We start from the raw sequence: 23,112 nt of genomic DNA, 5'->3' as shown, positions 1-23,112 counted from the left end.
CCCTCTCACCGGTGTCCTCCCGCGCGAGCCCGACGGGGCGACCCGACGAGCGCGGCCCGGCAATGATGGCAGGGTGCGGATCGCCCACGTCAGCGACAGCCACCTCGCCAACCCGGAGGGGGTCGCCACCTCGGTCGGCACCACCGTGGCACTGCTGCGCGCCACCGACCACCGGGTCGTCCTGCACTGCCCCGGCCCGCTGTCCCGCCGGCGCCGCCAGCCGGGTGAGGTGCCCTCGCTGCCGGTGCCGACCCGGCCGTACCGACTGGCGCCGCCCCGGCCGCCGGACGCACCGGCCGACGTGGTGCACGTCCACACCACCGGCCCGCTCGGCGTCGCCGGGCTGCGCTGGGCCGCCGAGCAGGGCGTGCCCGCGGTGCTCACCTGGCACACCGACCTGGTGGCGTACGCGGCGCACTACCCCGAGGTGCCGATCGGCGCCGCGTACGCCGGCCTGCGGCTGGGTCTGCGCTGGGGGGTCCGGGACCTGTGGGCGCTGGCCCGCCCCGGCCCGGCCCGGCAGGCGCGGCTGGCGGAGCTCGGGCGGTGCCTGCTGGCGCACACCAGCGTGCTGGTCACCCCGTCGGCCAAGACGGCGGCGCTGATGGCCCCGATGGCCGGGCGGACCCCGATCGTGGTGCTGCCGACCCCGGTCGCCGCGCCGGGTGTCGACGCCGACGACCGGCGGCGGCTGCGGGCCCGGCTGGGCATCGCGGCGGACGCGCCGGTGGTGCTCGCGGTGGGCCGCACCACGCCGGAGAAGAATCCGGACCTGCTGTTGGCCGCGTTCGCCCGGGTCCGGCGCGACCTGCCGGCGGCACGGCTGGTGCTTCTCGGGGCGCGGCGACACCGGATCGCGGTCCGCCGGGCGGCCCGGCGGCTCGGCGTGGCTGACGCGCTGCACCTGCTGCGCCCGGTGCGGCACGACCGGGTGGGCGCGCACTACCGGGCGGCGGACGTGCTCGCGTTCGCGTCCACAACCGACACTCAGGGGTTGACGCTCTGCGAGGCCGAGGCGTACGGACTGCCCGTGGCCATGGTGGACGCGGCACTGGCCGAGCGGCCCGGCGCCGCCACCACCCGACCGGTCGCCGAGCCCACGGCGGCGGCGTTCGGGGCGCTGCTGACCCGACTGCTGACCGAGCCGGAGCTTCGCGCGTCGGTGGTCCGGGACGGCCGGGCGGCGGTGGCGGCCTGGTCCGGGCCGCGTTACCTGGCCGAGCTGACCACCCTGTATGCGACGCTGCGGCCGGTCAGCGCAGCGGACGCGACGACAGCCGACCCACCTGGGCCAGCACCAGCGGGAGCTGCCATCCCCGAGGCGCGGCGAGGTGACGCGGCGACCAGACGGGCGCGAACTTCGCCTTGAACCGGCGCAGCCCCCGGAATCGGTACCAGCGCTCGCCGTGCGCGTACACCGCCCGGCCCAACCGGCACAGCGGGTCCGCGCCGGTCAGCCCGGACAGCGGGGCCAGCCCCAGCTCGACGCTGGTCAGGCCCCGGTCCCGCGCCGCGTGCAGCACCTCGACCAGGAGATGGTCCATCACCGTGGGTGGCGCGTCCGGGTGGTACCGCAGCAGGTCCACGCCCCACCGGTGCGGCGTCGGCAGCAGCGCGGCGAAGGCCACCGCCCGTCCGCGCTGTCGCAGCACCGCGATCGGCAGCCGGGCCAGGTGGCCGGGCACGAACCCGCCCAGGGAGAACGACATGTCCGGTCGCCCGGCCAGCCAGGCGTCCGAGACGGGGCGCAGCTCGTCGACCAGGCCCGCGCCGGGCAGCACCGCGAACGACAGATCGTCGCGCTGGGCCAGCCGCCGCCAGTTGCGGCGCAGCGCCCCCCGCGCCGGCCCGGTCAGGGCGAAGTCGGCCAGCGGCACGCTCGCCGACTCCCCCACCGGATGCACGGCGAGACCCAGCCGGCGCAGCTCGGGCAGCAGCGAGTCGCCGACGTGGTACACCGCCGGGCGGCGGCCGGCCCGCCGGGCGGTCGCGCAGAAGTCGGCCAGCAACCCGTACCGCTCGGCGGCCGACCCGACCGGCGGCCCGAACGCGATCCAGGAGCGGCCGCACACCCCGTACATCAGGAAGCTGGCCCCGGACGGCGAGAAGTGGAACCGCTTGTCGCCGAGGAGCGCGAGCGCGGAGTCCGGCTCCCGGTCGGTGTCGGCGGCCAGGATCGCCCGTACCCGGCGCAGTTGCTCGTCATGGCGTCCGTCGATGCGGCGATGGTAGCGTCCGCCGCGTGTCCGGCCGGGTCCTGCGGGTCAGCGCCGGCGCGGTGGTCGCCGTCGGGCTGGCCCTGTCCGTGATCGCCGCGCGCGAGGAGCCCGTCGAGCTGCTGTTCTACTTCACCGTGCAGGTCAACCTGGCCTACCTCGTGGCGCTGCTGGCCGGCGGTGGCGAGCGGCTGCGCACCGCGCTCGCCGTCTACCTCGTCGGCACTGCCCTGGTCTTCGTGCTGGTGCTGGCCAATCCGTGGAGCGGCTACGCGATGGTGGCCACGGTCGACGCCCGGGGGCCGGTCTCCGACGCCGGCAACCTGCTGCTGCACGCGGTCGCGCCGCCGCTGGCCGCCGCGGAGTGGCTCACCCGCCGTCCCCGGGCGGCCCTGCGCCCGGCGTACGCGGTCAGCCTGCTCGCCTATCCGCTGGTGTGGCTGACGGTGATCCTGGTCCGCGGCGCCCTCGGCCGGGACGAGGACCGCTACCTCTATCCGTTCCTCGACGTCCCTCGACTCGGGTACCCCACGGTCGTCCTCAACGCGTTGCTCTTCGCCCTGACCCTGCTGCTGATCGCCCTGACCGCGGTCCGCCTCACCCGCCCCGACCCGTCTCCGGGCTACGCCCCGCTCCCCCGGCGCGATGGCGGAAAACGGACCTGGGGGTGGAAACGAGGGGTCCGATGGCCGCCAGACGAGGAGCCGGCGCGGCGACATGATCGTTTGCATGACGACGACGTTTGACGGAACGGTAGCCCTGGTGACGGGCGGTTCCCGGGGCATCGGAGCCGGTATCGCCCTGCGGCTGGCACAGGACGGGGCCGACGTGGCGCTGACCTACCGGCAGAACGCTGAGCAGGCCGCGACCGTGGTGAAGCAGATCGAGGCGCTGGGCCGGCGGGCGCTGGCCATCCAGGCCGACGGCGCCGACGCGAGCGCGGTGCGGAACGCGGTCGACCGGCGGCGTGGGTGGACGGTTCTGGCTCACCCGTCCCCCTCCAACACCGGGCGTACCGTGTCGACGAACGAGACGCGGCGGTTCGTCCGCACCTCGATTGCGGCGAGCCAGCGCTCGCGATGCCGGTCGCGCAGCGGCACCCCCGCCTCGCCGCCGACCGGCGCTGGTCGGCGTACTCGGTGGTGAGGCTGGCCAGCACCGACCGGGCCGCCGCCGCCACCTCCGCCGGACCCTCCAGCAACACCAGGTTGTACGCCTCGTCCACGGCGCGCATCGCCGCGTACGTCTCGTCGTAACCGGGCTCCGGCCCGTCCCCGCCGGCCTCCACCCACCGCCGGTCCAACCGCCGGTACGCCTGGTCGCAGGCGCTCAGGAACCCGACGTACGCCTCTCGCCGCAGCTCGTCACGACGGGTCGCCCGCCGTTCGGCGTTCTCCTGCCGCGCGACGGTGAGCTGGTGGGCCAGTTGTCGGCGGGTGCTGCGCGCGCCGATCAGCCCGGTCAGGGCGGCGGCGGCCAATGTGGACAGGGCGGTGATCAACGCGACGGCGACGGTGTCCTGCACGCGCCCATCATGGCGGCGCCCAGACTCTGGCCGCCACCGTCAGCGGGGCGGGTCCTCGCCGGTGAGTCCGTCCACCGACTCCCGGATCAGGTCGGCGTGGCCGACGTGCCGTGCGTACTCCTCGATCAGGTCGACCAGGACCCGGCGCAGGCTGGGCACCTGACCGTCCGGCCAGTCGCCCCGGGCCAACTGCTCCGGCCCGGCGTCGGCGAGCAACTCCGCGACGGTCGCGCGGGAGCGCGCCACCGCCTCCCGCCAGAGCGAGTAGAGCTGTTCGGGGCTGTCGTCGGCGGCCGAACGCCAGTCCCAGCCCGGATTCGCGTCCCAGTCGACCGTGTCCCACGGTGGCCCCGGCGACCGCCCGGCCAGCTTCAGCGAGAAGTAGAGATCCTCGACCAGGGCCAGGTGCTTGAGCAGCCCGCCCAGGGTGATCGACGACGGGCCGAGCGTCGCCCGGAGGCCGGCGGCGTCCAGCCCGCCGGTCTTCCACGCGAGCGTGGCGCGCTGGCGGTCCAGGGAGCCGAGCAGCGTGGCGGTCTCGTCGCCCGCGATCGGCGGTTCGGGGTGACCGTGCTCGTCCGCGTTGGTCATGGAGACGGACGCTACCGCCCGACGTGGCGAAGCGCTGCCCGCGCCGATCACTGGTTGACTGCCGGGATTGGTGCTGATGCGAGAAGGGGTGGGCGCGGCAGGTTTCGAACCTGCGACCCCCCGCTTGTAAGGCGGGTGCTCTCCCACTGAGCTACGCGCCCGGAACGCCCGTACGGCGGGCCGGAGGCTGGCAAGCTTACCCTGCTCGCCGCCGACCCGGGCGCACGGCGTACCCCGGTCAGGAGGTCGCTTCGGCGATGGCCTTGCGCCAGCCCTGCTGGTCGCGGGCTTCGCCTGGGCCGTTCAGCTCGGCGAAGCGGACCACGCCGGTCTTGTCGATGACGAACGTGCCCCGGTTGGCGAAGCCGGCGACGTCGTTGAAGACCCCGTACGCCTGGGCGACGGCGCCGTGCGGCCAGAAGTCGGCCAGCATGGGGAACTGGTAGCCCTCCCGGTCGGCCCAGACCTTGTGGCTGTAGACCGAGTCGACGCTGACCGTCAGCACCTGGACGTCGTCGTTGACGTACTCGTCGAGGTTGTCCCGCACCTCAGCCAGCTCGCCCTGGCAGGTGCCGGTGAAGGCGAGCGGGTAGAAGACCAGCAGCACGGTGCGCCGACCGCGGAAGGCCGAGAGCCGGACCTCCTGGTTGTTCTGGTCCTTCAGCGTGAAGTCCGGCGCCTCGGCGCCAACCTCGACGGGCATGCGAACTCCTCGGGTCGAGTCAGGGGACGGCACGAGCCTGCCACACCCGGCGGCGCGGACCGCCGGGCGCGCGAGGGGAACGAGTGTCGGGCTACTTCTTGGCCTTGGCCCCTCGGCGCAGCACCAGGCGGGCGCCGCTCCAGTCCCGGCCGGCGTTGACGGTGGAGGTCTGCTGAAGGCCGGCGGTGGGCGCGGACTCCGCGACCTCGCTCGGCTCGACGTGCCCGTCACGCCCGGCCTTGGGCGTGAGCAGCCAGACGACCCCGTTGTCGGCCAGCGGGCCGAGGGCGTCGACGAGAAGCTCGAAGAGGTCACCGTCGCCGTCGCGGTACCAGACCAGCACCGCGTCGACCACCTCGTCGGTGTCCTCGTCGACCAGATCTCCACAGCGGTCGGTCAGGGCGTCCCGGAGATCCTGGTCGACGTCGTCGTCGTACCCCATCTCCATGACGACCATCCCCGGTTCGATCCCGAACCGGTCCGCCAGGCTGCGTACCCCGTCGGCGGCCTGACCAGCGGTCGCGCTCACTGTCGCGTGCCTCCTCATCTCGTCCCTGCTCGCGGCGCCGGAACCGACGCCGTCAGGCAAAGTCCACACAGTTGTGCGTCCGCGCGCAAGTGGCGCACCGGGTGGAACGGAATTTACCGTGCCAGCAGCGTACGGGCACCGTCGGTAATGGCTTCCTCGGAGACCAGAACCTGACGTGCTGCCGGACCTAATGGTACAAACGAGTCAACTCCGGCTACTCGTCGCGCCGCACCCACATATCCGGCGTCGACCAGCGCGGCGATCACCCCTTCGCCGACCCCGCCGGACCGGCGTGTCTCGTCCACCACCAGCACCCGGCCGGTCGCCGAGGCCTCCCGGATGATGTCGGCCACCGGCAGCGGGGCCAGCCAGCGCAGGTCCACCACCCGGGTGCCCACCCCCTCCTCGGCGAGGACGGCCGCGGCCCGCAGCGACATCCGCACCCCGTTACCGAAGGTGATGATTGTCAGGTCGTCGGCCGAACCGACCCGGTAGACCCGGGCCCGGCCGATCGGCACGTGCCCGGCCACCCAGGCGCCCGGCTCCGGATACCCGGCCAGCCACTCCCCGTCGCCCTCGGCGTACAGGTCACGGTTGTGGTAGAGCGCGATCGGCTCCAGGAACACGCAGACGCTGCCGTCGACCGCCGCGCTGGCCAGGCAGGTCCGCAGCATGGGCGCGGCGTCGTCCGGCCGCGCCGGCACCGCGACCACCAGGCCGGGCACATCCCGGAGTACGGCCACCGAGTTGTCGTTGTGGAAGTGCCCGCCGAACCCCTCCTGGTACGCGAGCCCGGCCACCCGCACCACCATCGGGTTGCGGAACGCGCCCTGGGAGAAGAACTGCATGGTGGCCGCCTCGCCGCGCAGCTGGTCCTCGGCGTTGTGCAGGTACGCCAGGTACTGGATCTCCGGCACCGGCAGCATCCCGGCCAGCCCGGCGCCCAGGCCCAACCCGAGCACCGAGGTCTCGTCGAGCAGGGTGTCGAAGACCCGAGCCGGCCCGAAACGGTCGCGCAGCCCCTTGGTCACCCCGTACACGCCGCCCTTGGCGGCCACGTCCTCGCCGAAGACCGCCATCTGCGGGTGGTCGAGCAGCCCGTCGGCGAGCGCCGCGTTGATGCTCTGCGCGAGGGTCAGCGGGCCGACCAGCTCCGGCGGCTTGCCCCCGAACGCCTCCGCGCGGGCGCCCGCGCCGGGCCCGCTGGCCCGGGCCGCCGCGTCGGCCACCGCCCGCGCGACCCGTACCGGCCGGCGGGGCGCGAGCGCGGACACCACGTCGGCCGCGGAGGCCAGCTTCGGCTCGCCCAGCACCTCCTCAGCGAGCCGGCGCACCTGCCAGCCGGTCTCGTCGTACCGGGCCAACAGCTCCTCGCCCGTCGCCATCCCGGCGTCGACGAGCAGCCGGGCGGTGGCGGCCAGCGGGTCCCGGTCCAGGTCCGCGGCGAGTTCCGACGGGCTGCGGTACGCCGACTCCGCGTCCGCTCCGGCGTGCCCCATCAACCGGACGGTGCGCAGGTGCAGCACGGCCGGGCGCCGGTGCCGGCGTACCCAGGCCGCCGCCTCCGCCGCCACCGCGTACGCCTGCACCGGGTCCGCCCCGTCGGCGGCCAGGTAGCGGATGCCCGGCTTTGCCCGCAGCGTCGCCTCCACCCAGCCCTCCGGGGAGCGGACGCTGATGCCCAGCCCGTTGTCCTCGCAGACGAAGAGCACCGGGATGCGCAGCCCGGCGTGGTCGTACCAGCCGGCGGTGTTGAAGGCAGCGGTGGCGCTGGCGTGGTTCACCGAGGCGTCGCCGAACGAACAGACCACGATGGCGTCCGGTGGCCACGGGGCATGCTCGGCGCCGCCACCGCTGCCGACCCGCACCCCGGCGCCGGTGCGCCGCCCGGCGCTGTCCAGCCGGCGCAGCCGCTCCACGGCGAGTCCCATCCCGACCGCCCGCGGCAGGTGCGAGGCGATGGTGGAGGTGGTCGGCACGACGGCCAGGTCGGCCCGGCCGAACACCTTGTGCCGGCCCCCGGCGATCGGCTCCTGGCTGGAGGCGACCATCCCGCGCAGCACGTCCCGGGCCGCGTCCGCGTACGCCGCGAACGCGCCGGCGGGCGGCACGGAGCCGTCCGGTTCGGGCTCGGCCGGCTCGGCCGGCTCGGCAAGCTCCGCCGGCGGCGGCGGGTCGGCGACGGGCGCCGCGTCGGCGACGGTCTGGGCGGCGCGCACGCAGTAGAAGGCGCCCGAGCGGTAGTGCAGCAGCGCCGGATCGGTGGGGCGCAGCGCGGCGGCGACCGCCGCGTTGCCCTCGTGCCCGGCCGAGCCGATGGTGTAGAAGCCCTCCCCGAAGCTGCGCAGCCAGCGGCCGGCCAGGTCGAGCTGCCGGCTGGTCACCTGCGCGTCGAACAGGTCCAGCAGTTGCGCGCCGGTCAGCGGGGCGTCGTCGGTGACCGGGTCGGCGGGGTCACGCCGCCGCTCGGCGGCGGGCAGCGCCGCCAGCGTCTCCCGGAACCGGTCGTCGAGATCTTGCGGGGTGGTCACGCCGCCCAGCATTACCGACGCAAGCCCTGGTCGCCCAGCGGGACACGGCGAGGACCCCTCGGCTCATTCCGGCCCGCACGGCTCCGGCCAGCCCTCGTCGGACACCTTCCACACCAGGTCGCGCAGGGTGCCCAGCTCCCGGTCGGTCAGCCCGGCCAGGAGTCGGGAGTCGGACATCACCTCGGTCACCCGATCCCGCACGCCCCGGCCCTGCCCGGTCACCACCAGCGTCTTCTGCCGCCGGTCGGTGGGGTCGGTGCGGCGCTCGACCAGGCCGGCCTGCTCCAGCTTGTCGACCAGCGCGGTCACGTTCGACCGGTCACAACCCAGCCGCTCGGCGAGGTCGCGGGCCGGCAGCGGCCGGTCCGGGTCCAGCTCGTGCAGCGCCCGGGCCGCCGCCGGGGTGAGCCCCAGCTCGGTGAACGCGGCGCCCTGCCGGTGCCGCAGGGCGGCGGTCACGTGCGCCATCCGGCGTACCACGTCGGCGGCCAGGCCGGCCCGGTCCACCGGCCCGCCCGCTGCGGGAACGACCTCCTGCGCCACGGCCACATCGTACGCACGGGGCCGGCCGCCCAGCTCCAAGATCAGGCCGGGTCACGCTGGCCCGCGGCCCGGCCGGATCGACCGCGATGATCGGTGTTCGGCTGCCGGTGACGAGCCGGGGCACTCGCCGTCACCTCCCGGTCATCAGGGCTCGCGAGGCTCCCGGAGTCACGAGAAATCGGACTCTGGGGAGGATTCATGTCACTGTCCCGACGTACCATCCTGCTGTCCGGCGCCGCCCTCGGCGCCGCCGGCGCGGTCACCGGGCTGCCGGTGGCGGCCGGCGCGGCGGCGGCCCGCCGGCCGTTGGCCTACCCGTTCACCCTCGGCGTGGCCTCCGGCGACCCGGATCACGAGGGGTTCGTGCTGTGGACCCGACTGGCTCCGCAGCCGCTCGCCGAGGACGGCCTCGGCGGCATGCCGGACCGCGACGTGCCGGTGCACTGGGAGCTGGCCGCCGACGAGCGATTCCGGCACATCGTGCGGCGCGGCGTCGCCGTCGCCCGCACCCGCTCGGCGCACAGCGTGCACGTGGAGCTGGCCGGCCTGCTGCCCGGCCGGGAGTACTTCTACCGGTTCCGCGCCGAGCGGCACCTCTCGTCGGTCGGGCGCACCCGCACCGCCCCGGCGCCGTGGACCATGCCCGCCGCGCTGGCGATGGGCTTCGCCTCCTGCTCCCAGTACGAGCACGGCTACTTCACCGCCTACCGGCGGCTGGCCGAGACCGAGCCGGAGCTGATCCTGCACCTGGGCGACTACCAGTACGAGTACGCGCCGGACACGTACACCGTCCCGGGTGGCAACCCGCGTGACCACGAGGGGCCGGAGACCCGGACGCTGGCCAACTACCGGCAGCGGCACGCCCAGTACAAGACCGACGCTGACCTGCAGGCGGCGCACGCGGTGGCGCCGTGGGTGGTCGTCTTCGACGACCACGAGGTGGAGAACAACTGGGCCGACGAGGTGCCGGAGGCGCCGGACCCGGAGTTCCCCGCCCGGCGGGCGGCGGCATTCCAGGCGTACTACGAGAACATGCCGCTGCGGCGCACCTCGATCCCGCGCGGCATCGACATGCAGCTCTACCGGCGGGTCCGCTGGGGACGGCTGGCCACCTTCCACATGCTCGACACCCGGCAGTACCGCGACGACCAGGCCTGTGGCGACGGCTATGACGCCTGCCCGGCGGCCTCCGACCCCGCCCGGTCCATCACCGGCGCGGAGCAGGAGGCGTGGCTGCTGGACGGCTTCCGCCGCTCGGACGCCCGCTGGGACATCCTGGGCCAGCAGGTGTTCTTCGCCCAGCGGGACAACAACGCCGGCCCGCTCACCGTCACCAGCATGGACGCCTGGGACGGCTACGTCGCCTCCCGGGACCGGATCACCCGGGGCTGGCTGGCCGCCGGGGTACGCAACCCGGTGGTGCTGACCGGCGACGTGCACGCGCACTGGGCCAGCGACCTGAAGCTCGACTACGCCGATCCGACCTCGCGCACCGTCGGCACCGAACTGGTCTGCTCCTCGATCACCTCGGGCGGCGACGGCGCGGACTCGGCGTCCGGGTCGCACCCGTGGTTCGGCTTCAACCCGCACCTGCGCTTCCAGAACAACCTGCGGGGGTACGTGCGCACCACGATCACCCCGGGGCAGCTCTCCGCCGACTTCGACGTGCTGCCGCACGTGAGTCGGCCGGGCGCGCCCGCGTACACCCGGGCCTCGTTCGTGATCGAGGACCGCGTGCCCGGCCTGCACCAGACGGCGGACAACCCGGTCCAGTCGGCTGCCCGCGCCGCCGCGCCGTACGCGGACGCCGGCCAGCAGACCGTCCAGCAGGAGACTGTCCGCCCGTAACCTGCCGACGCCAGGATCCGCGCGACATCAGGGAACGTGCTGCCTCGGCCACGTGGTGAGGCGGCGTCGTCCGGGGTGTCGCGCGGATCCGGTGGCAGCAGGCGCGTCAGGCGGGGAGGAAGGAGAAGCGGACCTGGCGGGTCGGGTTGTCGCCGTTGGTGTCGACCAGGCAGAGCGACTGCCAGGTGCCCAGCGCCAGCCGGCCCCCGAGCACCGGCAGCGTGGCGTACGGCGGGACGAACGCCGGCAGCACGTGGTCCCGGCCGTGGCCGGGCGAGCCGTGCCGGTGCCGCCAGCGGTCGTCGGTGGGGAGCAGCGCGTCCAGGGCGGTGAGCAGGTCGTCGTCGGAACCGGAGCCGGTCTCGATGATCGCCAGTCCGGCGGTGGCGTGCGGCACGAAGACGTGCAGCAGGCCGTCGCCCTCGCTGGAGACGAACCCCTGGGCCTCGGCGGTGATGTCCCGGACGGCCGGTCGGGACCCGGTCTGGACGGTGATCACGTCACTGCGCATACGTCGCATTCTGCCCCAGCGCCGGCTCGGGAGCCGTCGCCACCGTCACCCCGGCGGAGTCACCCTCGCCTCCGGCCGTCGCATGATCGGCCGACCCCGGTGCTCGTAGCGCTAAGTTACCGGCGGGTATCTGTGTCGCTCATCGCGTCGAGGGGACCTAGACGTGACGACGGGTGCCACCAGGGGGCAGGATGGCGCTAGAGACCTATCCCACACACAACCGAGGGAACGCCTGTGGCTACGGAACGCAAGCGCCCGGTGATCAGCGACGGCCTACCGAGCCAGCTTCCGGACATCGACCCTGAAGAGACCAGCGAATGGGTCGAGTCGCTTGATGGTGTCATTGACGAGCGAGGTGCCAAACGCGCCCGTTACGTCATGCTGCGCCTGCTGGAGCGGGCTCGCGAACGCCAGGTCGGGGTTCCGCCCCTGACCACCACCGACTACATCAACACCATCACTCCGGAGCGCGAGCCGTGGTTCCCGGGCGACGAGCACGTCGAGCGGCGGATCCGGGCCTACGTCCGGTGGAACGCCGCGATGCTGGTGCACCGGGCGCAGCGCCCGGAGATCGGTGTCGGCGGGCACATCTCCACCTTCGCCAGCTCGGCGTCGCTCTACGAGGTGGGCTTCAACCACTTCTTCCGGGGCAAGAACCACCCGGGCGGCGGCGACCAGATCTACTACCAGGGTCACGCTTCCCCCGGTATGTACGCGCGCGCGTTCCTGGAGGGGCGGCTCAGCGAGCACCAGCTCGACGGGTTCCGGCAGGAGCTGTCACACCCGGGTGGTGGGCTGCCCTCGTACCCGCACCCGCGGTTGATGCCGGACTTCTGGGAGTTCCCCACCGTCTCGATGGGCCTCGGTGGCCTGAACGCGATCTACCAGGCCCGGTTCAACCGGTACCTGCAGCACCGCGGCATCAAGGACACGTCGCAGCAGCACGTCTGGGCGTTCCTCGGCGACGGTGAGATGGACGAGCCGGAGACGCTGGGCGCCATCGGCGTGGCCGCCCGCGAGGAGCTCGACAACCTCACCTTCGTGATCAACTGCAACCTCCAGCGTCTGGACGGTCCCGTCCGCGGCAACGGCAAGGTGATGCAGGAGCTGGAGGCGTTCTTCCGGGGCGCCGGCTGGAACGTCATCAAGGTGGTCTGGGGCCGGGAGTGGGACCCGCTGCTCGCCGCCGACACCGACGGCGCGCTGGTCAACCTCATGAACACCACGACCGACGGCGACTACCAGACCTACAAGGCGGAGTCCGGCGCGTACGTGCGGGAGCACTTCTTCGGCCGCGACCCGCGCACGCGCAAGATGGTCGAGCCGCTGAGCGACGACGAGATCTGGAACCTCAAGCGGGGTGGGCACGACTACCGCAAGCTCTACGCGGCCTACAAGGCGGCCACCGAGCACACTGGTCAGCCCACCGTCATCCTGGCGAAGACGATCAAGGGCTGGACGCTCGGCTCGCACTTCGAGGGCCGTAACGCGACCCACCAGATGAAGAAGCTGACGCTGGAGGACTTGAAGACCTTCCGCGACCGCCTCTACCTGGACATTCCGGACTCGGCGCTGGAGGAGAACCCCTACCTGCCGCCGTACTACCACCCGGGCGAGAAGTCCGAGGAGCTGGCGTACCTCAAGGAGCGGCGCGAGCAGCTCGGCGGCTACCTGCCGTCCCGGCGGAGCAGCACCAAGCGGCTGACCATCCCCGGCCCGGAACGGTTCGCCGACGTCAAGCGCGGCTCGGGCAAGCAGAAGGTGGCCACCACCATGGCCTTCGTCCGCCTGCTCAAGGACATCATGAAGGACAAGGAGTTCGGCAAGCGCTGGGTGCCGATCATCCCCGACGAGGCGCGCACGTTCGGCCTCGACTCGATCTTCCCGACCGCGAAGATCTACTCGCCGCACGGCCAGCGCTACACCTCCGTCGACCGGGAGCTGTTCCTGTCGTACAAGGAGTCGACGACCGGGCAGATCCTGCACGAGGGGATCAACGAGGCCGGCTCGGTCGCCTCGTTCACCGCCGCGGGCTCGTCGTACGCCACGCACGACGAGCCGATGATCCCGATGTACATCTTCTACTCGATGTTCGGGTTCCAGCGGACCGCCGACGGGCTGTGGGCGGCGGCGGACCAGATGGCGCGGGGCTTCCTGCTCGGCGCGACCGCGGGACGGACGACGCTCAACGGTGAGGGCCTCCAGCACGAGGACGGCCACTCGCTGCTGATCGCCGCCACCAACCCGGCGGTGGTCGCGTACGACCCGGCGTTCTCCTTCGAGATCGCGCACATCATGGAGAACGGCCTGCACCGGATGTACGGGGACGCGCAGGAGAACGTCCTCTACTACCTGACGGTCTACAACGAGCCGATCCTTCAGCCGGCGGAGCCGGCCGGGGTGGACGTGGAGGGCCTGCTCAAGGGCATCTACCGCTACTCGCCGGCACCGCAGGTCGACGGCCCGAAGGCCAACGTGCTCGCCTCGGGCACCGGCATGCAGTGGGCGCTCAAGGCCCAGCAGCTGCTCGCCCAGGACTGGGGGGTGGCCGCCGACGTCTGGTCGGTGACCTCCTGGACCGAGCTGCGCCGCGACGCGGTGGAGTGCGAGGAGTTCAACCTGCTCAACCCGGGCGCCGAGGCGAAGGTGCCGTACGTCCAGCAGAAGCTGGCCGACGCCGACGGGCCGAAGGTCGCGGTCAGCGACTGGATGCGCGCGGTGCCGGACCTGATCGCCCGCTGGGTTCCCGGCGACTACACGTCGCTCGGCACCGACGGCTACGGCATGTCTGACACCCGGCACGCGCTGCGCCGGCACTTCCACGTCGACGCCGAGTCGATCGTGGTCGCCACGCTGCGGCAGCTCGCCCGCAGCGGCGCGGTCGCGGCGACCGTGCCGGCCGAGGCCGCCAAGAAGTACGCGATCGACGACGTGAACGCCGCCCCGGTCGGCGAGACCGGCGGCGACAGCTGATCCAGCACGACCAAGGAAGGGCCCGGCGCGGTGCGCCGGGCCCTTTTTGGTGCACCCGCACCCTTGCCCCGCACTCCCGACCGACCGGGCGGACGGCGGTGAGATGAGGGCGGCGGCGGTCCGGGGTCCCTGGCGGGGACCCGGGGGCCACCGCCGGGGCGGGTGACGCCGTGAACTCGGCGGATCAGCCGACGGCGGCCAGGTCGGTGAGCCGGGCCAGCGAGTCCTCCAGGTCGGCGCCGACCCGACGCAGTCCGAGGCGCAGCAGGGCCGCCTTGACCGGGCCGGCCGGCCAGCGGACCACGATGAGCCGCACGATGGTCCCGCCCTCCTCCTCCTCGTCCGGAGTGAGCTGGACGTAGATTTCGGTGCGCGCCTCCGCGCGGGCGCCCGCGCCCTTGGCCCGTTCCCGCCAGCCGATCAGAGTCGGCTCCTGATAGGCGATCACCTCGGCCTCGTGCGCCGAGCCGCGCCCCGCCTGGACCAGCTGCCGCCGGCCGAAGCCCTCCCCCGAGAGCACTTCGGCCGCACGGACCCCCGCCAGCCAGGCCGGCAACTGCTCAGCCCGCTGTACGACGTCCCAGACCACTTCCACCGGCGCCGCCACGTGCGCACTGCGTTCCACGAGGATCATTTCCGTCTTCCTCCAGTGAGGACATCCCACGATATCGGCACTCTATGCGCAAAATCGGACGTACCTGGACGGGTTTGGAAAAAGACACGCCGATCAACCATTGCGCATCGCGTCATCCCGGCCTATGGCGCATTCATCCGCAGCGCCCTAGAGTCCCGAACACGTTTCACGTTGACCGGGAGGGCGCATGTCGACCGCACCGATGCCCGAGTTCCCCGACGGCTTCCGCTGGGGCGTCTCCACCTCGGCCCACCAGATCGAGGGCGCCACCACGGCCGACGGGCGCGGACCGTCCATCTGGGACACCTTCGCGCACTCCCCCGGTCGGATCAGCGACGGCAGCAGCGGCGAGGTGGCCTGCGACCACTACCACCGGCACACCGAGGACGTGGCGCTGCTGGCCGGGCTCGGCGCCTCGGCGTACCGGTTCTCCATCGCCTGGCCCCGTGTGCAGCCCACCGGCGCCGGCCCGGCCAACGCCGCCGGCCTGGACTTCTACGACCGGCTGGTGGACGAGTTGCTGACCGCCGGCATCGACCCGGTGGCCACCCTGTACCACTGGGACCTGCCCCAACCCCTCGAAGACGCCGGAGGCTGGCTGCGCCGTGACACCGCCGCCCGCTTCGCCGAGTACGCCGACCTGACCGCCGCCCGGCTCGGCGACCGGGTCCGGCTCTGGATCACGCTGAACGAGCCGTTCATCCACATGAGCCTCGGCTACGGCATGGGCGTGCACGCCCCCGGCCGGATGCTGCTCTTCGACGCCTTTCCGGTCGCCCACCACCAACTGCTCGGGCACGGTCTCGCGGTCGCCGCGCTCCGAAGCCGCACCGCCAGCCCGGTGGCGATCGCCAACAACTACTCGCCGGTGCGGGTGCTCGGCGACACCGACGCCGACCGCGCCGCCGGGGCCGCGTACGAGGCGCTGCACAACCGGCTCTTCACCGACCCGCTGCTCGGCCGGGGCTACCCGGAGCTGCCCGGCTTCGACGCCGGCGTGGTCCACCCCGGTGACCTGGACACGATCGCCGCGCCGATCGACGTGCTCGGGGTCAACTACTACAGCCCGACCGGCGTACGGGCCGCCGAGGAGGGGTCCCCGCTGCCGTTCGACCTGGTGCCGATCGAGGGCTACCCGCGTACCGCCTTCGACTGGCCCGTGGCCCCCGACGGGCTGCACGACCTGCTCCGCTGGCTGCGCGACACGTACGGCGACGCGCTGCCCCCGATCGAGATCACCGAGAGCGGCTGCGCGTACGACGACGCACCGGACGCGGACGGGCGGGTGCCGGACCCGGAGCGGATCGCGTACCTCGACGGGCACCTGCGGGCGGTGCGGGCCGCCATCGACGACGGGGTCGACGTGCGCGGGTACTTCGTCTGGTCGCTGCTGGACAACTGGGAGTGGGCCGAGGGGTTCACCAAGCGCTTCGGTCTGGTGCACGTGGACTACACCACCCAGATCCGTACGCCGAAGTCCTCGTACACCTGGCTGCGGGACGTGATCGCGGCCAGCCGGCCGGGGTCGGCACGGTGACCACCCTCGACCCGACCCCGGCGTCGCTGCCGGCCGCGCTCGCCGAGCCGACCGTGCCGGTACGGCGCGGCTGGATCGGGTTGATCTTCGCGGCCAACCTCGGGGTCTGGATGGCGTTCTTCACCCCCATCCAGGTGCTGCTGCCGCAGCAGATCGAGCGGATCGCGCCGGGCGACAAGGAGACCATGCTGGCCGTGGTCACCGGTCTGGGCGCGCTGGCCGCGGTGCTGGCCAACCCGCTCGCGGGCGCGTTGTCCGACCGGACCTGCCTGCGGGTGGCCGGCCGGGAGTTCGGCCGCCGGCACGTCTGGACCGCGGGCGGGGCACTGCTCGGCGCGGCGGCCCTGGTGCTGCTGGCCCAGCAGCGGACCATCCTCGGGGTCGCCCTCGGCTGGGTCGCCGCACAGGTGTGCTTCAACGCGATGCTGGCCAGCCTCACCGCGGCCGTCCCGGACCGGGTGCCGGTCGTGCAGCGCGGCGGCGTCTCCGGATGGGTGGGCATCCCGCAGGCGCTCGGGCTGGTGCTCGGCGCGGTGCTGGTCACCGCCCTGGTCACCGGCAACGCGGCCGGTTACCTGGCCATCGCGGTGGCGATCGTGCTGCTGTCCCTGCCGTTCGCGCTGTTCACCCCGGACGACCCGCTGCCCCGCGCGCACCGCCCGGCGCTGCGGACCCGCGCGCTGCTGGCCTCGATGTGGATCAGCCCGCGCCGGCACCCGGACTTCGCCTGGGCCTGGATCACCCGGTTCCTGGTCCAGCTCGGCAACGCCCTGGGCACCCTCTACCTGCTGTACTTCCTCACCGACGGGGTCCGCCACCCCGACCCCGAGGGCGGCCTGCTCGTGCTGATCCTGCTCTACACGCTCGGCATGATGCTGACCGCGGTGGTCGCCGGCCGGCTGTCGGACCGATCCGGGCGACGGAAGATCTACGTGATCGTCTCGGGGCTGATCATGGCGGTGGCGGCGCTGCTGCTCGCGGTCGCGCCGGTCTGGCCGATGGCGATCGTCGCCGCCCTGCTGCTCGGCGCCGGCTACGGCGTCTACCTCTCGGTGGACGCCGCGCTGATCACCCAGGTGCTGCCCCGCGCCACCGACCGGGCCAAGGACCTCGGCGTGATCAACATCGCCAACTCGGCGCCACAGGTGCTCGGGCCGGCGCTCTCCGCCCCGCTCGTGGTGTACCTGGGCGGCTACCCGACGCTTTACGCGGTCACCGCCGCGGTCACCCTGGTCGGCAGCGCCCTGGTCCTCAAGATCCGTTCGGTCCCCTGAGTCGGGGGGCCGTGACCGAAACCGGTCGCCAGCCGCCGTAGGCTGGGGGGCGTGACAGTACGTGTGCGTTTCGCCCCCTCCCCGACCGGCATGTTCCACGTCGGCGGCGCCCGCTCGGCGCTGCAGAACTGGATCTACGCCAAGCAGCAGGGCGGGGTGTTCGTGCTGCGCGTCGAGGACACCGACGCGGCGCGCAACAAGCCCGAGTGGACCGAGGGCATCCTCTCCGCGCTGGACTGGATCGGCATCTCCCGGGGCAGCTACGAGGGCCCCTACTTCCAGTCCCAGAACGCCGGCGAGCACCGGGCCGCCGCCGCCCGGCTCTACGAGTCGGGCCGCGCGTACTACTGCGACTGCACCCGTGAGGACGTGCAGGCCCGCACCGGCTCGCAGCACCAGGGCTACGACGGCTACCACCGCGACCTGGGCCTCGGCCCGGGTGAGGGGCGGGCGCTGCGCTTCCGTACGCCCGACGAGGGCGCGACGGTGGTGGTCGACCTGATCCGCGGCGAGCCCACGTTCGAGAACCGGTTGATCGAGGACTTCGTCATCGCCCGGGGCGACGGCTCGCCGGTCTTCCTGCTGGCCAACGTCGTCGACGACATGACCATGGGGATCACCCACGTGATCCGGGCCGAGGAGCACCTCCCCAACACCCCCAAGCAGCAGCTGCTCTGGGACGCCCTCGGGGTCAAGCCGCCGGTCTGGGCGCACGTGCCGGTGGTGGTGAACGAGAAGCGGCAGAAGCTCTCCAAGCGGCGGGACAAGGTCGCCCTGGAGGCGTACCGCGACGAGGGCTACCTCGCCGGCGCGATGCGCAACTACTTGATGCTGCTCGGCTGGGCGCCCTCCGGGGACCGCGAGATCGTCCCCTGGTCGGTGATCGAGGACGAGTTCCGGCTGGAGGAGGTCAACCCCTCCCCCGCGTTCTTCGACGAGAAGAAGCTGCGCGCGTTCAACGGCGAGTACATCCGGGCGCTGCCGGTGGCCGAGTTCATCGACGCCTGCCAGCCATGGCTGACCGGCACCGGCACCATCGCGCCGCCGCCGTGGCAGCCCGAGGAGTTCGACGCCGACGCGTTCGCCGCCGTGGCGCCGCTGGCGCAGACCCGGATCGCGGTGCTCAGCGAGATCGTGCCCAACGTCGATTTCCTCTTCCTGGCCGCGTCGACGATCGACGAGGCCGCCTGGACCAAGACCATGAAGGACGGCTCCGCCGACCTGCTGGACGCCGCCGTCGCCGCGTTCGAGGCTCTGGAGTCGTGGGACGCCGAGTCGCTGAAGTCGACGCTGGAGGCGGTCGGCGCCGAGCGGGGCCTCAAGCTCGGCAAGACGCAGGCCCCCGTCCGGGTCGCCGTCACCGGTCGCACCATCGGCCTGCCGCTGTTCGAGTCGCTGGAGGTGCTCGGCCGCGAGCGCACCCTGACCCGGATGCGCGCCGCCCGGCTCCGCCTGGTCTGACCGCCTCGGTCGCGCCACGCCGCCCCGCTGAACGACGGTGGGGCGGCGTCGCCATCTGTGCCGAACTGGCGGTGTCACCGGCGCGAGCCGGGTGCACCCTCCTCGCCGCCTTTGCTCTGCTTACTCATATGCGACAGACACCCGCGCTGAGTGTCGCGTATGCACAAGCAGAGCAAAGGGGGCAACGGGCCTGCCCCGAGGGTCGGCCGGGCAATGAGGGCCGGGTCAGTCGCGGGTGGCCCGACGGCGGAGCAGGAATCCGCTCACCAGGACGGCGAGCACCAGGGCACCGAGTGCCCAGAGCCACCAGCGCTGACCGGAGTCGGCGTCCTCCTGCGCCAGCGGCACGACCGCCGTCGGGCTGCCGCTCTCCGCGACGGGTGATGCCGAGGTCGGCCCGGTCGACGGCGAGCCGGCTGCGGCACCCGGCGTCGCGGCAGCGCCACCGCTGGCCGACGGCGAGGCGGACGGGTCGGCGGCCGTGCCGGTGGTGAGGGTGAACCGCACCTCCCCCTTCACCGGGTGCCCGTCGTTGGAGGCGAGCTGGTAACCGACGATGTAGAGCCCCGCGGCGCCGGGCTTGAACGGCACCCGCACGCGGCTGCCGGCGAAGGCCGGCAGCCCGCCGGCGACCACATTGTCCGGTCCGGTTATTGTGATCTTCGTCGTAGCCGGGTTCGGCTTTGCCAGGAACCGGAGCTCGATCCGGGTGGGCGCGGTGGCCACCCGGGCGCCGTCGCGCGGATTGCTGCCGGTCAGCGAATTGTGCGCCGCGGCTGGCGTAGCCGGGGCCAGCAACGACACACCGCACGCCACGCCGAGCACCACTGGCACGATCCGTGCCATACGTGTAACCCTGCCCCCCATGAACCCCTCCGTAAGGGTACGATCCGCCCGCTGATCAAACGGCTCCTCATTAGTCGAGCAGAGATCGCAGATAGTTCCAATAACTGCTCCACAAGCTGCAAATCATCGACGTTCTGCGACCCTGTGAGAGTGGCCCCGACCGCCCGGTCGGTTCCGCCACCGACCAATCGATCCGGACGTCACGGCGAAGCCATCCATCGAACGGGGCGAGGAGGCGGGATGGTCCGACAGATGAGGCGGTACGTCGCCGTGCTGGCTGGCACGCTGGCGGCGGCGCTGCTGTCGCTCGGCACCGCCGGCCCGGCCAAGGCGGCACCGAAGCCGGCACCGAAGCCGGCACCGGCGGGAGTGGACATCAGCGGCCCGGGGCTGTCCGAACCATTGCGGTTGCGCGCGGAAACACAGCCGGCGCACGTCGTCGCGGTCATCGACCAGGTCAACTTCCTCGGTCGCGTGGGCCAGCCCAAGGGGCCGAAGGCGGCCAACCTCGGTCCGAAGTACACAGTCGTGGTCCTCGCCGGTGAGACGCCGAAGCAGACGTACGACCTCTATCCCAAGGCGGTCGGTGGTCCACGGATCTACCGGCCGGCGAAGCAGCCGGACTCCCGCAAGATCAGCGCCGGGTGGTTCCTCGGCCGGCTCAGCATGTCCGAGACGTTGCGTACCGCGGGGGTGCCGCTGGAGCGGCAGTTCGACACGGTCAGCGGCGGCGTGGGCGGCGGCGAGCGGGTGCTCCCGGAAGACACCCTCGACCCGGCCAAGGACATCGACGAGGCGCTCGGCGAGCTGCAACGACTGCTGCTGCTCAACGTCGCGGTGATGCTGACCATCACGGTCGGCCTCGCCGGGATCGCGCTGCTGATCCGCCGCCGTACCCGCTGACCGGTCACCGACGACCCGCCCGCTGACCCGTCAGGCGGGCGGTCGTCCGGTCAGCACCAGCGGCGCGGTGGGCGCTCCCGACGGGTGGCGCGCTGGCGCGGCCGCACCGGGCCGTGCCGGTGCGCGCCGGCCCAACCGGGCATCTCGCTGCGGCAGCCTGAGGTGGGATCGGGCTCGGGCTCCCCGGGCAGCGCCGGTTCGCCGGTCCGCTGGCGGGGCACCACGGCGTCGTCGTCCGGCCGGTCGGCGGGTCGCCCGGTGGTCGGCTCCGGCGGGTGCGACGGCGCGCCGCCGACCGCCCGGCGGTGCTTGGCAGCCGCCTGCGGGTCGTGGTTCCCCGGCCGGCAGGGCTCGCCCTGGGCGCAGCCGTGGTCGGCCTCCCCGTGCGCCATCCCGGTCTCCTCACGCTCACACTCACCCGCGGGTGCTCCCCCCGACGTGCCCTGACACCGTACTGGCCGGGACCGACGGGGCCACCACGGGTACGCAGACCAGCAACGTTTGCCGAGTCGCCGCCCGCCGGCGTACCCCTTTCGGCGCATGTCGGGTGCGGCGGGGTCCTCCCCGGGTCGGAGTCCGTGGCTCGACGGCTGTGATGGGATCGGGACCATGCGACCGCCACCGTGGCTCGGCTCCGGCACGCTCGGCCGGGATCTCGCGCTGGCCGGCGCGTCGCTGACCGGCGGCCTGATGCTGTTCGCCCTCGGCTGGCAACCACAGATCCGTCCACATCCGGACGTGCCGCCCGCGCTGTTCCTGCCGCCGCTGCTGGCCGTGTGCGTGGCCGTCGGCCTGCGCCGGGTCGCGCCGCGTTCCAGCCTGGGGGTCGGCACGGGGGCGCTGGTCGTGGACGTCGCGCTCGGCGGCTCGCTGGGCACGATCGTGATCTACACCCAGGTGCTCTACGACGCCTGCGTGTACGGGCCGGCGCGGCTGTGGCGGTGGCTGCTGCGGGTGACCGTGGGGCTGAGCGTGCTCGGCGCGGTGGTCGGCGTGCTCGGCTCCGGCGAGTGGCGCGGGGTCGCCGTCGGGGTGCTGGTGGTGCTCGTCGGCCTGTTGCCGGTGCTCACCGGGATCAGCGTCCGGCAGTACCGCGACCAGGCCGCCGCCGAACGGGCCCGCGCCGAGCAGACCGCCCGGCTGGTGGAGCTGGACCGCTGGCAGGCGGTCAGCGCCGAACGGGCCCGGATGGCCCGGGAGCTGCACGACGTGGTCGCCAACCATCTCAGCGCGGTGGCCATCCACGCCACCGCCGTGCTGTCGGTGCCCGGGCTGGACCGCGGCCAGGTCGACTCGGCGTTGCGGGTGATCCGGGAGAGCAGCGTGCAGGGTCTGGCGGAGATGCGGCAGATGATCGAGCTGCTGCGCGAGCCCGGTGCCGGCGGCGCGCGCGCACCGGCGGGCGACGACGGCGCGTTGCCGGAGGCGGCCAGCGCGCGGCTCGCCGAGGCGGACCGGTTGGTCGAGCGGATCCGGGCCGCCGGCCTCGCGGTGCGGGTCCACACCGACGGCACGCCCGGCCCGCTGCCGGTGGGGGTGGACCTCGCGGCGTACCGGATCGTGCAGGAGTCCCTGACCAACGCGCTCAAGCACGGCGCGGGCGAGGCGGAGCTGACGATCGCGTACCGGCCGGCGGAGGTCGTGCTGACGGTGGAGAATCCGGTTCGCCGGGGCGGCGCCGGGCTGACCGGCGCCGGGGCCGGGCTGATCGGGATGCGGGAACGGGCCACGCTGCTGGCGGGCCGGTTCGACGCCGGGCCGCACGACGGCCGCTGGCGGGTCCGGGCCGCGCTGCCCACCCGGGAGGACGGGTGACCGGCCCGGCCCGGGTACCGGGGGACGCGGGTACGGCGGTCCGGGTGGTCGTGGCGGACGACCAGCCGGCGGTACGAGCCGGGCTGACGCTGATCCTGGCCGGCGCGCCGGGCGTCGAGGTGGTCGGCGAGGCGGGCGACGGCGACGAGGCGGTACGCCTGTGTCGGGAGCTGCGGCCGGACGTCGCGGTGCTCGACATCCGGATGCCGCGCCGGGACGGCATCTCCGCGACCCGGGCGATCGTCGCCGAGGGGCTCGCCGACGTGCTGGTGCTCACCACGTTCGACCTCGACGAGTACGTCTTCGGGGCGCTGCGCGCCGGGGCGGCCGGTTTCCTGCTCAAGGACACCGACGCCGCGGGGCTGGTGGCGGCGGTACGGACGGTGGCCCGTGGCGACGGGTTCATCGCCCCCGCGGTGACCCGCCGGTTGATCGCGGCGTTCGCGGCCACCGCGCCGGGCGCGTCGGCCACCACCCGGGCGGCCCTGGACACGCTCACCCCGCGCGAGCGTGACGTGCTGGCCTGCCTCGGCCTGGGCCTGTCCAACCAGCAGATCGCCGACCGGCTGGCGATGGCGGAGAGCACCACCAAGACGCACGTGAGCCGGATCCTGGCGAAGCTGGACCTGCGCAGCCGGGTGCAGGCCGCGATCCTGGCCCAGGAGCTGGGCC

General features: G+C 73.3%; 20 protein-coding genes, 1 tRNA gene and 1 pseudogene. 11 read left to right on the top strand and 11 right to left on the bottom strand.

Features of this window, described 5'->3' with window-relative positions; all coding sequences use genetic code 11:
* Positions 1 to 73: 73 nt before the first annotated feature.
* Entirely contained in the window at positions 74 to 1,369 is a 1,296-nt protein-coding gene (locus tag EAD89_RS09235) for a glycosyltransferase (protein ID WP_121675427.1), read from the top strand.
* On the opposite strand, the gene EAD89_RS09230 is transcribed toward EAD89_RS09235, so the two are convergent.
* Positions 1,254 to 2,174, bottom strand: coding sequence for a phosphatidylglycerol lysyltransferase domain-containing protein (locus EAD89_RS09230; RefSeq protein WP_233578427.1), 921 nt, complete (start codon positions 2,172 to 2,174; stop codon positions 1,254 to 1,256). The genes EAD89_RS09235 and EAD89_RS09230 overlap by 116 nt on opposite strands.
* 68 nt (positions 2,175 to 2,242) lie before the next feature.
* On the opposite strand from EAD89_RS09230, the gene EAD89_RS09225 reads away from it, so the two are divergent.
* Together EAD89_RS09225 and EAD89_RS09220 are read left to right on the top strand one after the other, a co-directional pair.
* Positions 2,243 to 2,962: a Pr6Pr family membrane protein gene (locus tag EAD89_RS09225; RefSeq protein ID WP_121675425.1), complete on the top strand. Its 720-nt coding sequence runs from the start codon at positions 2,243 to 2,245 to the stop codon at positions 2,960 to 2,962.
* A pseudogene (locus tag EAD89_RS09220) lies at positions 2,946 to 3,179 on the top strand (SDR family NAD(P)-dependent oxidoreductase); the annotation flags it as partial. The gene EAD89_RS09225 and the pseudogene EAD89_RS09220, both read left to right, overlap by 17 nt.
* A 601-nt stretch (positions 3,180 to 3,780) precedes the next feature.
* On the opposite strand, the gene EAD89_RS09215 reads toward EAD89_RS09220, so the two are convergent.
* From EAD89_RS09215 to EAD89_RS09190, 6 genes are all read right to left on the bottom strand, one after another.
* Complete coding sequence (locus EAD89_RS09215) at positions 3,781 to 4,332, bottom strand: DinB family protein (RefSeq protein WP_121675424.1); 552 nt, start codon at positions 4,330 to 4,332, stop codon at positions 3,781 to 3,783.
* A gap of 89 nt (positions 4,333 to 4,421) precedes the next feature.
* Positions 4,422 to 4,493 (bottom strand) — tRNA-Val (locus EAD89_RS09210).
* A gap of 77 nt (positions 4,494 to 4,570) precedes the next feature.
* The gene (locus EAD89_RS09205) at positions 4,571 to 5,035 is read right to left on the bottom strand and encodes a peroxiredoxin (protein ID WP_121655837.1); all 465 of its coding nucleotides are present in this window, start codon (positions 5,033 to 5,035) and stop codon (positions 4,571 to 4,573) included.
* A gap of 91 nt (positions 5,036 to 5,126) precedes the next feature.
* Complete coding sequence (locus EAD89_RS09200) at positions 5,127 to 5,564, bottom strand: DUF3052 domain-containing protein (protein ID WP_007463483.1); 438 nt, start codon at positions 5,562 to 5,564, stop codon at positions 5,127 to 5,129.
* 113 nt (positions 5,565 to 5,677) lie between these two features.
* Positions 5,678 to 8,107: a thiamine pyrophosphate-dependent enzyme gene (locus tag EAD89_RS09195; protein WP_121675423.1), complete on the bottom strand. Its 2,430-nt coding sequence runs from the start codon at positions 8,105 to 8,107 to the stop codon at positions 5,678 to 5,680.
* A 51-nt stretch (positions 8,108 to 8,158) separates the two neighbouring features.
* Positions 8,159 to 8,563, bottom strand: coding sequence for a MarR family winged helix-turn-helix transcriptional regulator (locus tag EAD89_RS09190; protein WP_121675434.1), 405 nt, complete (start codon positions 8,561 to 8,563; stop codon positions 8,159 to 8,161).
* 273 nt (positions 8,564 to 8,836) lie between these two features.
* Here EAD89_RS09190 and EAD89_RS09185 point away from each other — a divergent pair, with 273 nt between their 5' ends.
* A complete protein-coding gene (locus tag EAD89_RS09185) occupies positions 8,837 to 10,486 on the top strand; it encodes an alkaline phosphatase (RefSeq protein WP_121675422.1) in 1,650 nt (549 codons plus the stop codon).
* A gap of 106 nt (positions 10,487 to 10,592) precedes the next feature.
* Here the strand turns inward: EAD89_RS09185 and EAD89_RS09180 are convergent, their stop codons facing one another.
* A complete protein-coding gene (locus EAD89_RS09180) occupies positions 10,593 to 10,997 on the bottom strand; it encodes a YjbQ family protein (protein ID WP_199723205.1) in 405 nt (134 codons plus the stop codon).
* 234 nt (positions 10,998 to 11,231) lie between these two features.
* On the opposite strand from EAD89_RS09180, the gene aceE reads away from it, so the two are divergent.
* Complete coding sequence (aceE, locus tag EAD89_RS09175; protein WP_121652255.1) at positions 11,232 to 13,970, top strand: pyruvate dehydrogenase (acetyl-transferring), homodimeric type; 2,739 nt, start codon at positions 11,232 to 11,234, stop codon at positions 13,968 to 13,970.
* A gap of 184 nt (positions 13,971 to 14,154) precedes the next feature.
* On the opposite strand, the gene EAD89_RS09170 is transcribed toward aceE, so the two are convergent.
* The gene (locus EAD89_RS09170; RefSeq protein WP_074313361.1) at positions 14,155 to 14,604 is read right to left on the bottom strand and encodes an SRPBCC domain-containing protein; all 450 of its coding nucleotides are present in this window, start codon (positions 14,602 to 14,604) and stop codon (positions 14,155 to 14,157) included.
* 187 nt (positions 14,605 to 14,791) lie between these two features.
* Here EAD89_RS09170 and EAD89_RS09165 point away from each other — a divergent pair, with 187 nt between their 5' ends.
* The 3 genes from EAD89_RS09165 to gltX are packed head-to-tail and all read left to right on the top strand — an operon-like array spanning position 14,792 to position 18,876.
* On the top strand, positions 14,792 to 16,141 hold the full coding sequence (locus EAD89_RS09165) for a GH1 family beta-glucosidase (RefSeq protein ID WP_121675421.1): 1,350 nt from the start codon (positions 14,792 to 14,794) through the stop codon (positions 16,139 to 16,141).
* Positions 16,138 to 17,415: an MFS transporter gene (locus EAD89_RS09160; RefSeq protein WP_121675420.1), complete on the top strand. Its 1,278-nt coding sequence runs from the start codon at positions 16,138 to 16,140 to the stop codon at positions 17,413 to 17,415. The genes EAD89_RS09165 and EAD89_RS09160 overlap by 4 nt, the downstream gene beginning before the upstream one ends.
* 51 nt (positions 17,416 to 17,466) lie before the next feature.
* Complete coding sequence (gene gltX, locus EAD89_RS09155) at positions 17,467 to 18,876, top strand: glutamate--tRNA ligase (RefSeq protein WP_121675419.1); 1,410 nt, start codon at positions 17,467 to 17,469, stop codon at positions 18,874 to 18,876.
* 225 nt (positions 18,877 to 19,101) lie between these two features.
* On the opposite strand, the gene EAD89_RS09150 is transcribed toward gltX, so the two are convergent.
* Complete coding sequence (locus EAD89_RS09150; protein WP_233578399.1) at positions 19,102 to 19,722, bottom strand: copper resistance CopC family protein; 621 nt, start codon at positions 19,720 to 19,722, stop codon at positions 19,102 to 19,104.
* A gap of 240 nt (positions 19,723 to 19,962) precedes the next feature.
* Between EAD89_RS09150 and EAD89_RS09145 the strand changes: the two genes are divergently transcribed.
* Positions 19,963 to 20,625 carry a hypothetical protein gene (locus EAD89_RS09145; protein WP_121675418.1) on the top strand — a complete coding sequence of 221 codons (663 nt, stop codon included), beginning with the start codon at positions 19,963 to 19,965 and terminating at the stop codon, positions 20,623 to 20,625.
* Positions 20,626 to 20,675: 50 nt separating this feature from the next.
* On the opposite strand, the gene EAD89_RS09140 is transcribed toward EAD89_RS09145, so the two are convergent.
* Positions 20,676 to 21,017, bottom strand: a complete 342-nt coding sequence (locus EAD89_RS09140; RefSeq protein ID WP_121655844.1) for a hypothetical protein — start codon at positions 21,015 to 21,017, stop codon at positions 20,676 to 20,678.
* A gap of 217 nt (positions 21,018 to 21,234) precedes the next feature.
* On the opposite strand from EAD89_RS09140, the gene EAD89_RS09135 reads away from it, so the two are divergent.
* Together EAD89_RS09135 and EAD89_RS09130 are read left to right on the top strand one after the other, a co-directional pair.
* On the top strand, positions 21,235 to 22,440 hold the full coding sequence (locus tag EAD89_RS09135; RefSeq protein ID WP_121655845.1) for a sensor histidine kinase: 1,206 nt from the start codon (positions 21,235 to 21,237) through the stop codon (positions 22,438 to 22,440).
* On the top strand, positions 22,437 to 23,112 hold a 676-nt coding region (locus tag EAD89_RS09130; RefSeq protein ID WP_147458781.1), incomplete at its 3' end, for a response regulator transcription factor. The genes EAD89_RS09135 and EAD89_RS09130, both read left to right, overlap by 4 nt.

Origin of the sequence: Micromonospora sp. BL4 (genome assembly GCF_003667505.1) — a bacterium.
Classification (GTDB): domain Bacteria; phylum Actinomycetota; class Actinomycetes; order Mycobacteriales; family Micromonosporaceae; genus Micromonospora.
This window is presented reverse-complemented; position numbering and strand designations above follow the sequence as displayed.

What these genes read in the sequence shown, in the direction of transcription:
- EAD89_RS09150 (WP_233578399.1), bottom strand. Translation starts at nt 19,722, where the DNA reads ATGGCACGGATCGTGCCAGTGGTGCTCGGCGTGGCGTGCGGTGTGTCG.
- EAD89_RS09135 (WP_121655845.1), top strand. Translation starts at nt 21,235, where the DNA reads ATGCGACCGCCACCGTGGCTCGGCTCCGGCACGCTCGGCCGGGATCTC.
- EAD89_RS09140 (WP_121655844.1), bottom strand. Translation starts at nt 21,017, where the DNA reads ATGGCGCACGGGGAGGCCGACCACGGCTGCGCCCAGGGCGAGCCCTGC.
- EAD89_RS09205 (WP_121655837.1), bottom strand. Translation starts at nt 5,035, where the DNA reads ATGCCCGTCGAGGTTGGCGCCGAGGCGCCGGACTTCACGCTGAAGGAC.
- EAD89_RS09145 (WP_121675418.1), top strand. Translation starts at nt 19,963, where the DNA reads ATGGTCCGACAGATGAGGCGGTACGTCGCCGTGCTGGCTGGCACGCTG.
- EAD89_RS09170 (WP_074313361.1), bottom strand. Translation starts at nt 14,604, where the DNA reads ATGATCCTCGTGGAACGCAGTGCGCACGTGGCGGCGCCGGTGGAAGTG.
- EAD89_RS09195 (WP_121675423.1), bottom strand. Translation starts at nt 8,107, where the DNA reads ATGCTGGGCGGCGTGACCACCCCGCAAGATCTCGACGACCGGTTCCGG.
- EAD89_RS09215 (WP_121675424.1), bottom strand. Translation starts at nt 4,332, where the DNA reads ATGACCAACGCGGACGAGCACGGTCACCCCGAACCGCCGATCGCGGGC.
- EAD89_RS09185 (WP_121675422.1), top strand. Translation starts at nt 8,837, where the DNA reads ATGTCACTGTCCCGACGTACCATCCTGCTGTCCGGCGCCGCCCTCGGC.
- EAD89_RS09180 (WP_199723205.1), bottom strand. Translation starts at nt 10,997, where the DNA reads ATGCGCAGTGACGTGATCACCGTCCAGACCGGGTCCCGACCGGCCGTC.
- EAD89_RS09190 (WP_121675434.1), bottom strand. Translation starts at nt 8,563, where the DNA reads ATGGCGCACGTGACCGCCGCCCTGCGGCACCGGCAGGGCGCCGCGTTC.
- EAD89_RS09165 (WP_121675421.1), top strand. Translation starts at nt 14,792, where the DNA reads ATGTCGACCGCACCGATGCCCGAGTTCCCCGACGGCTTCCGCTGGGGC.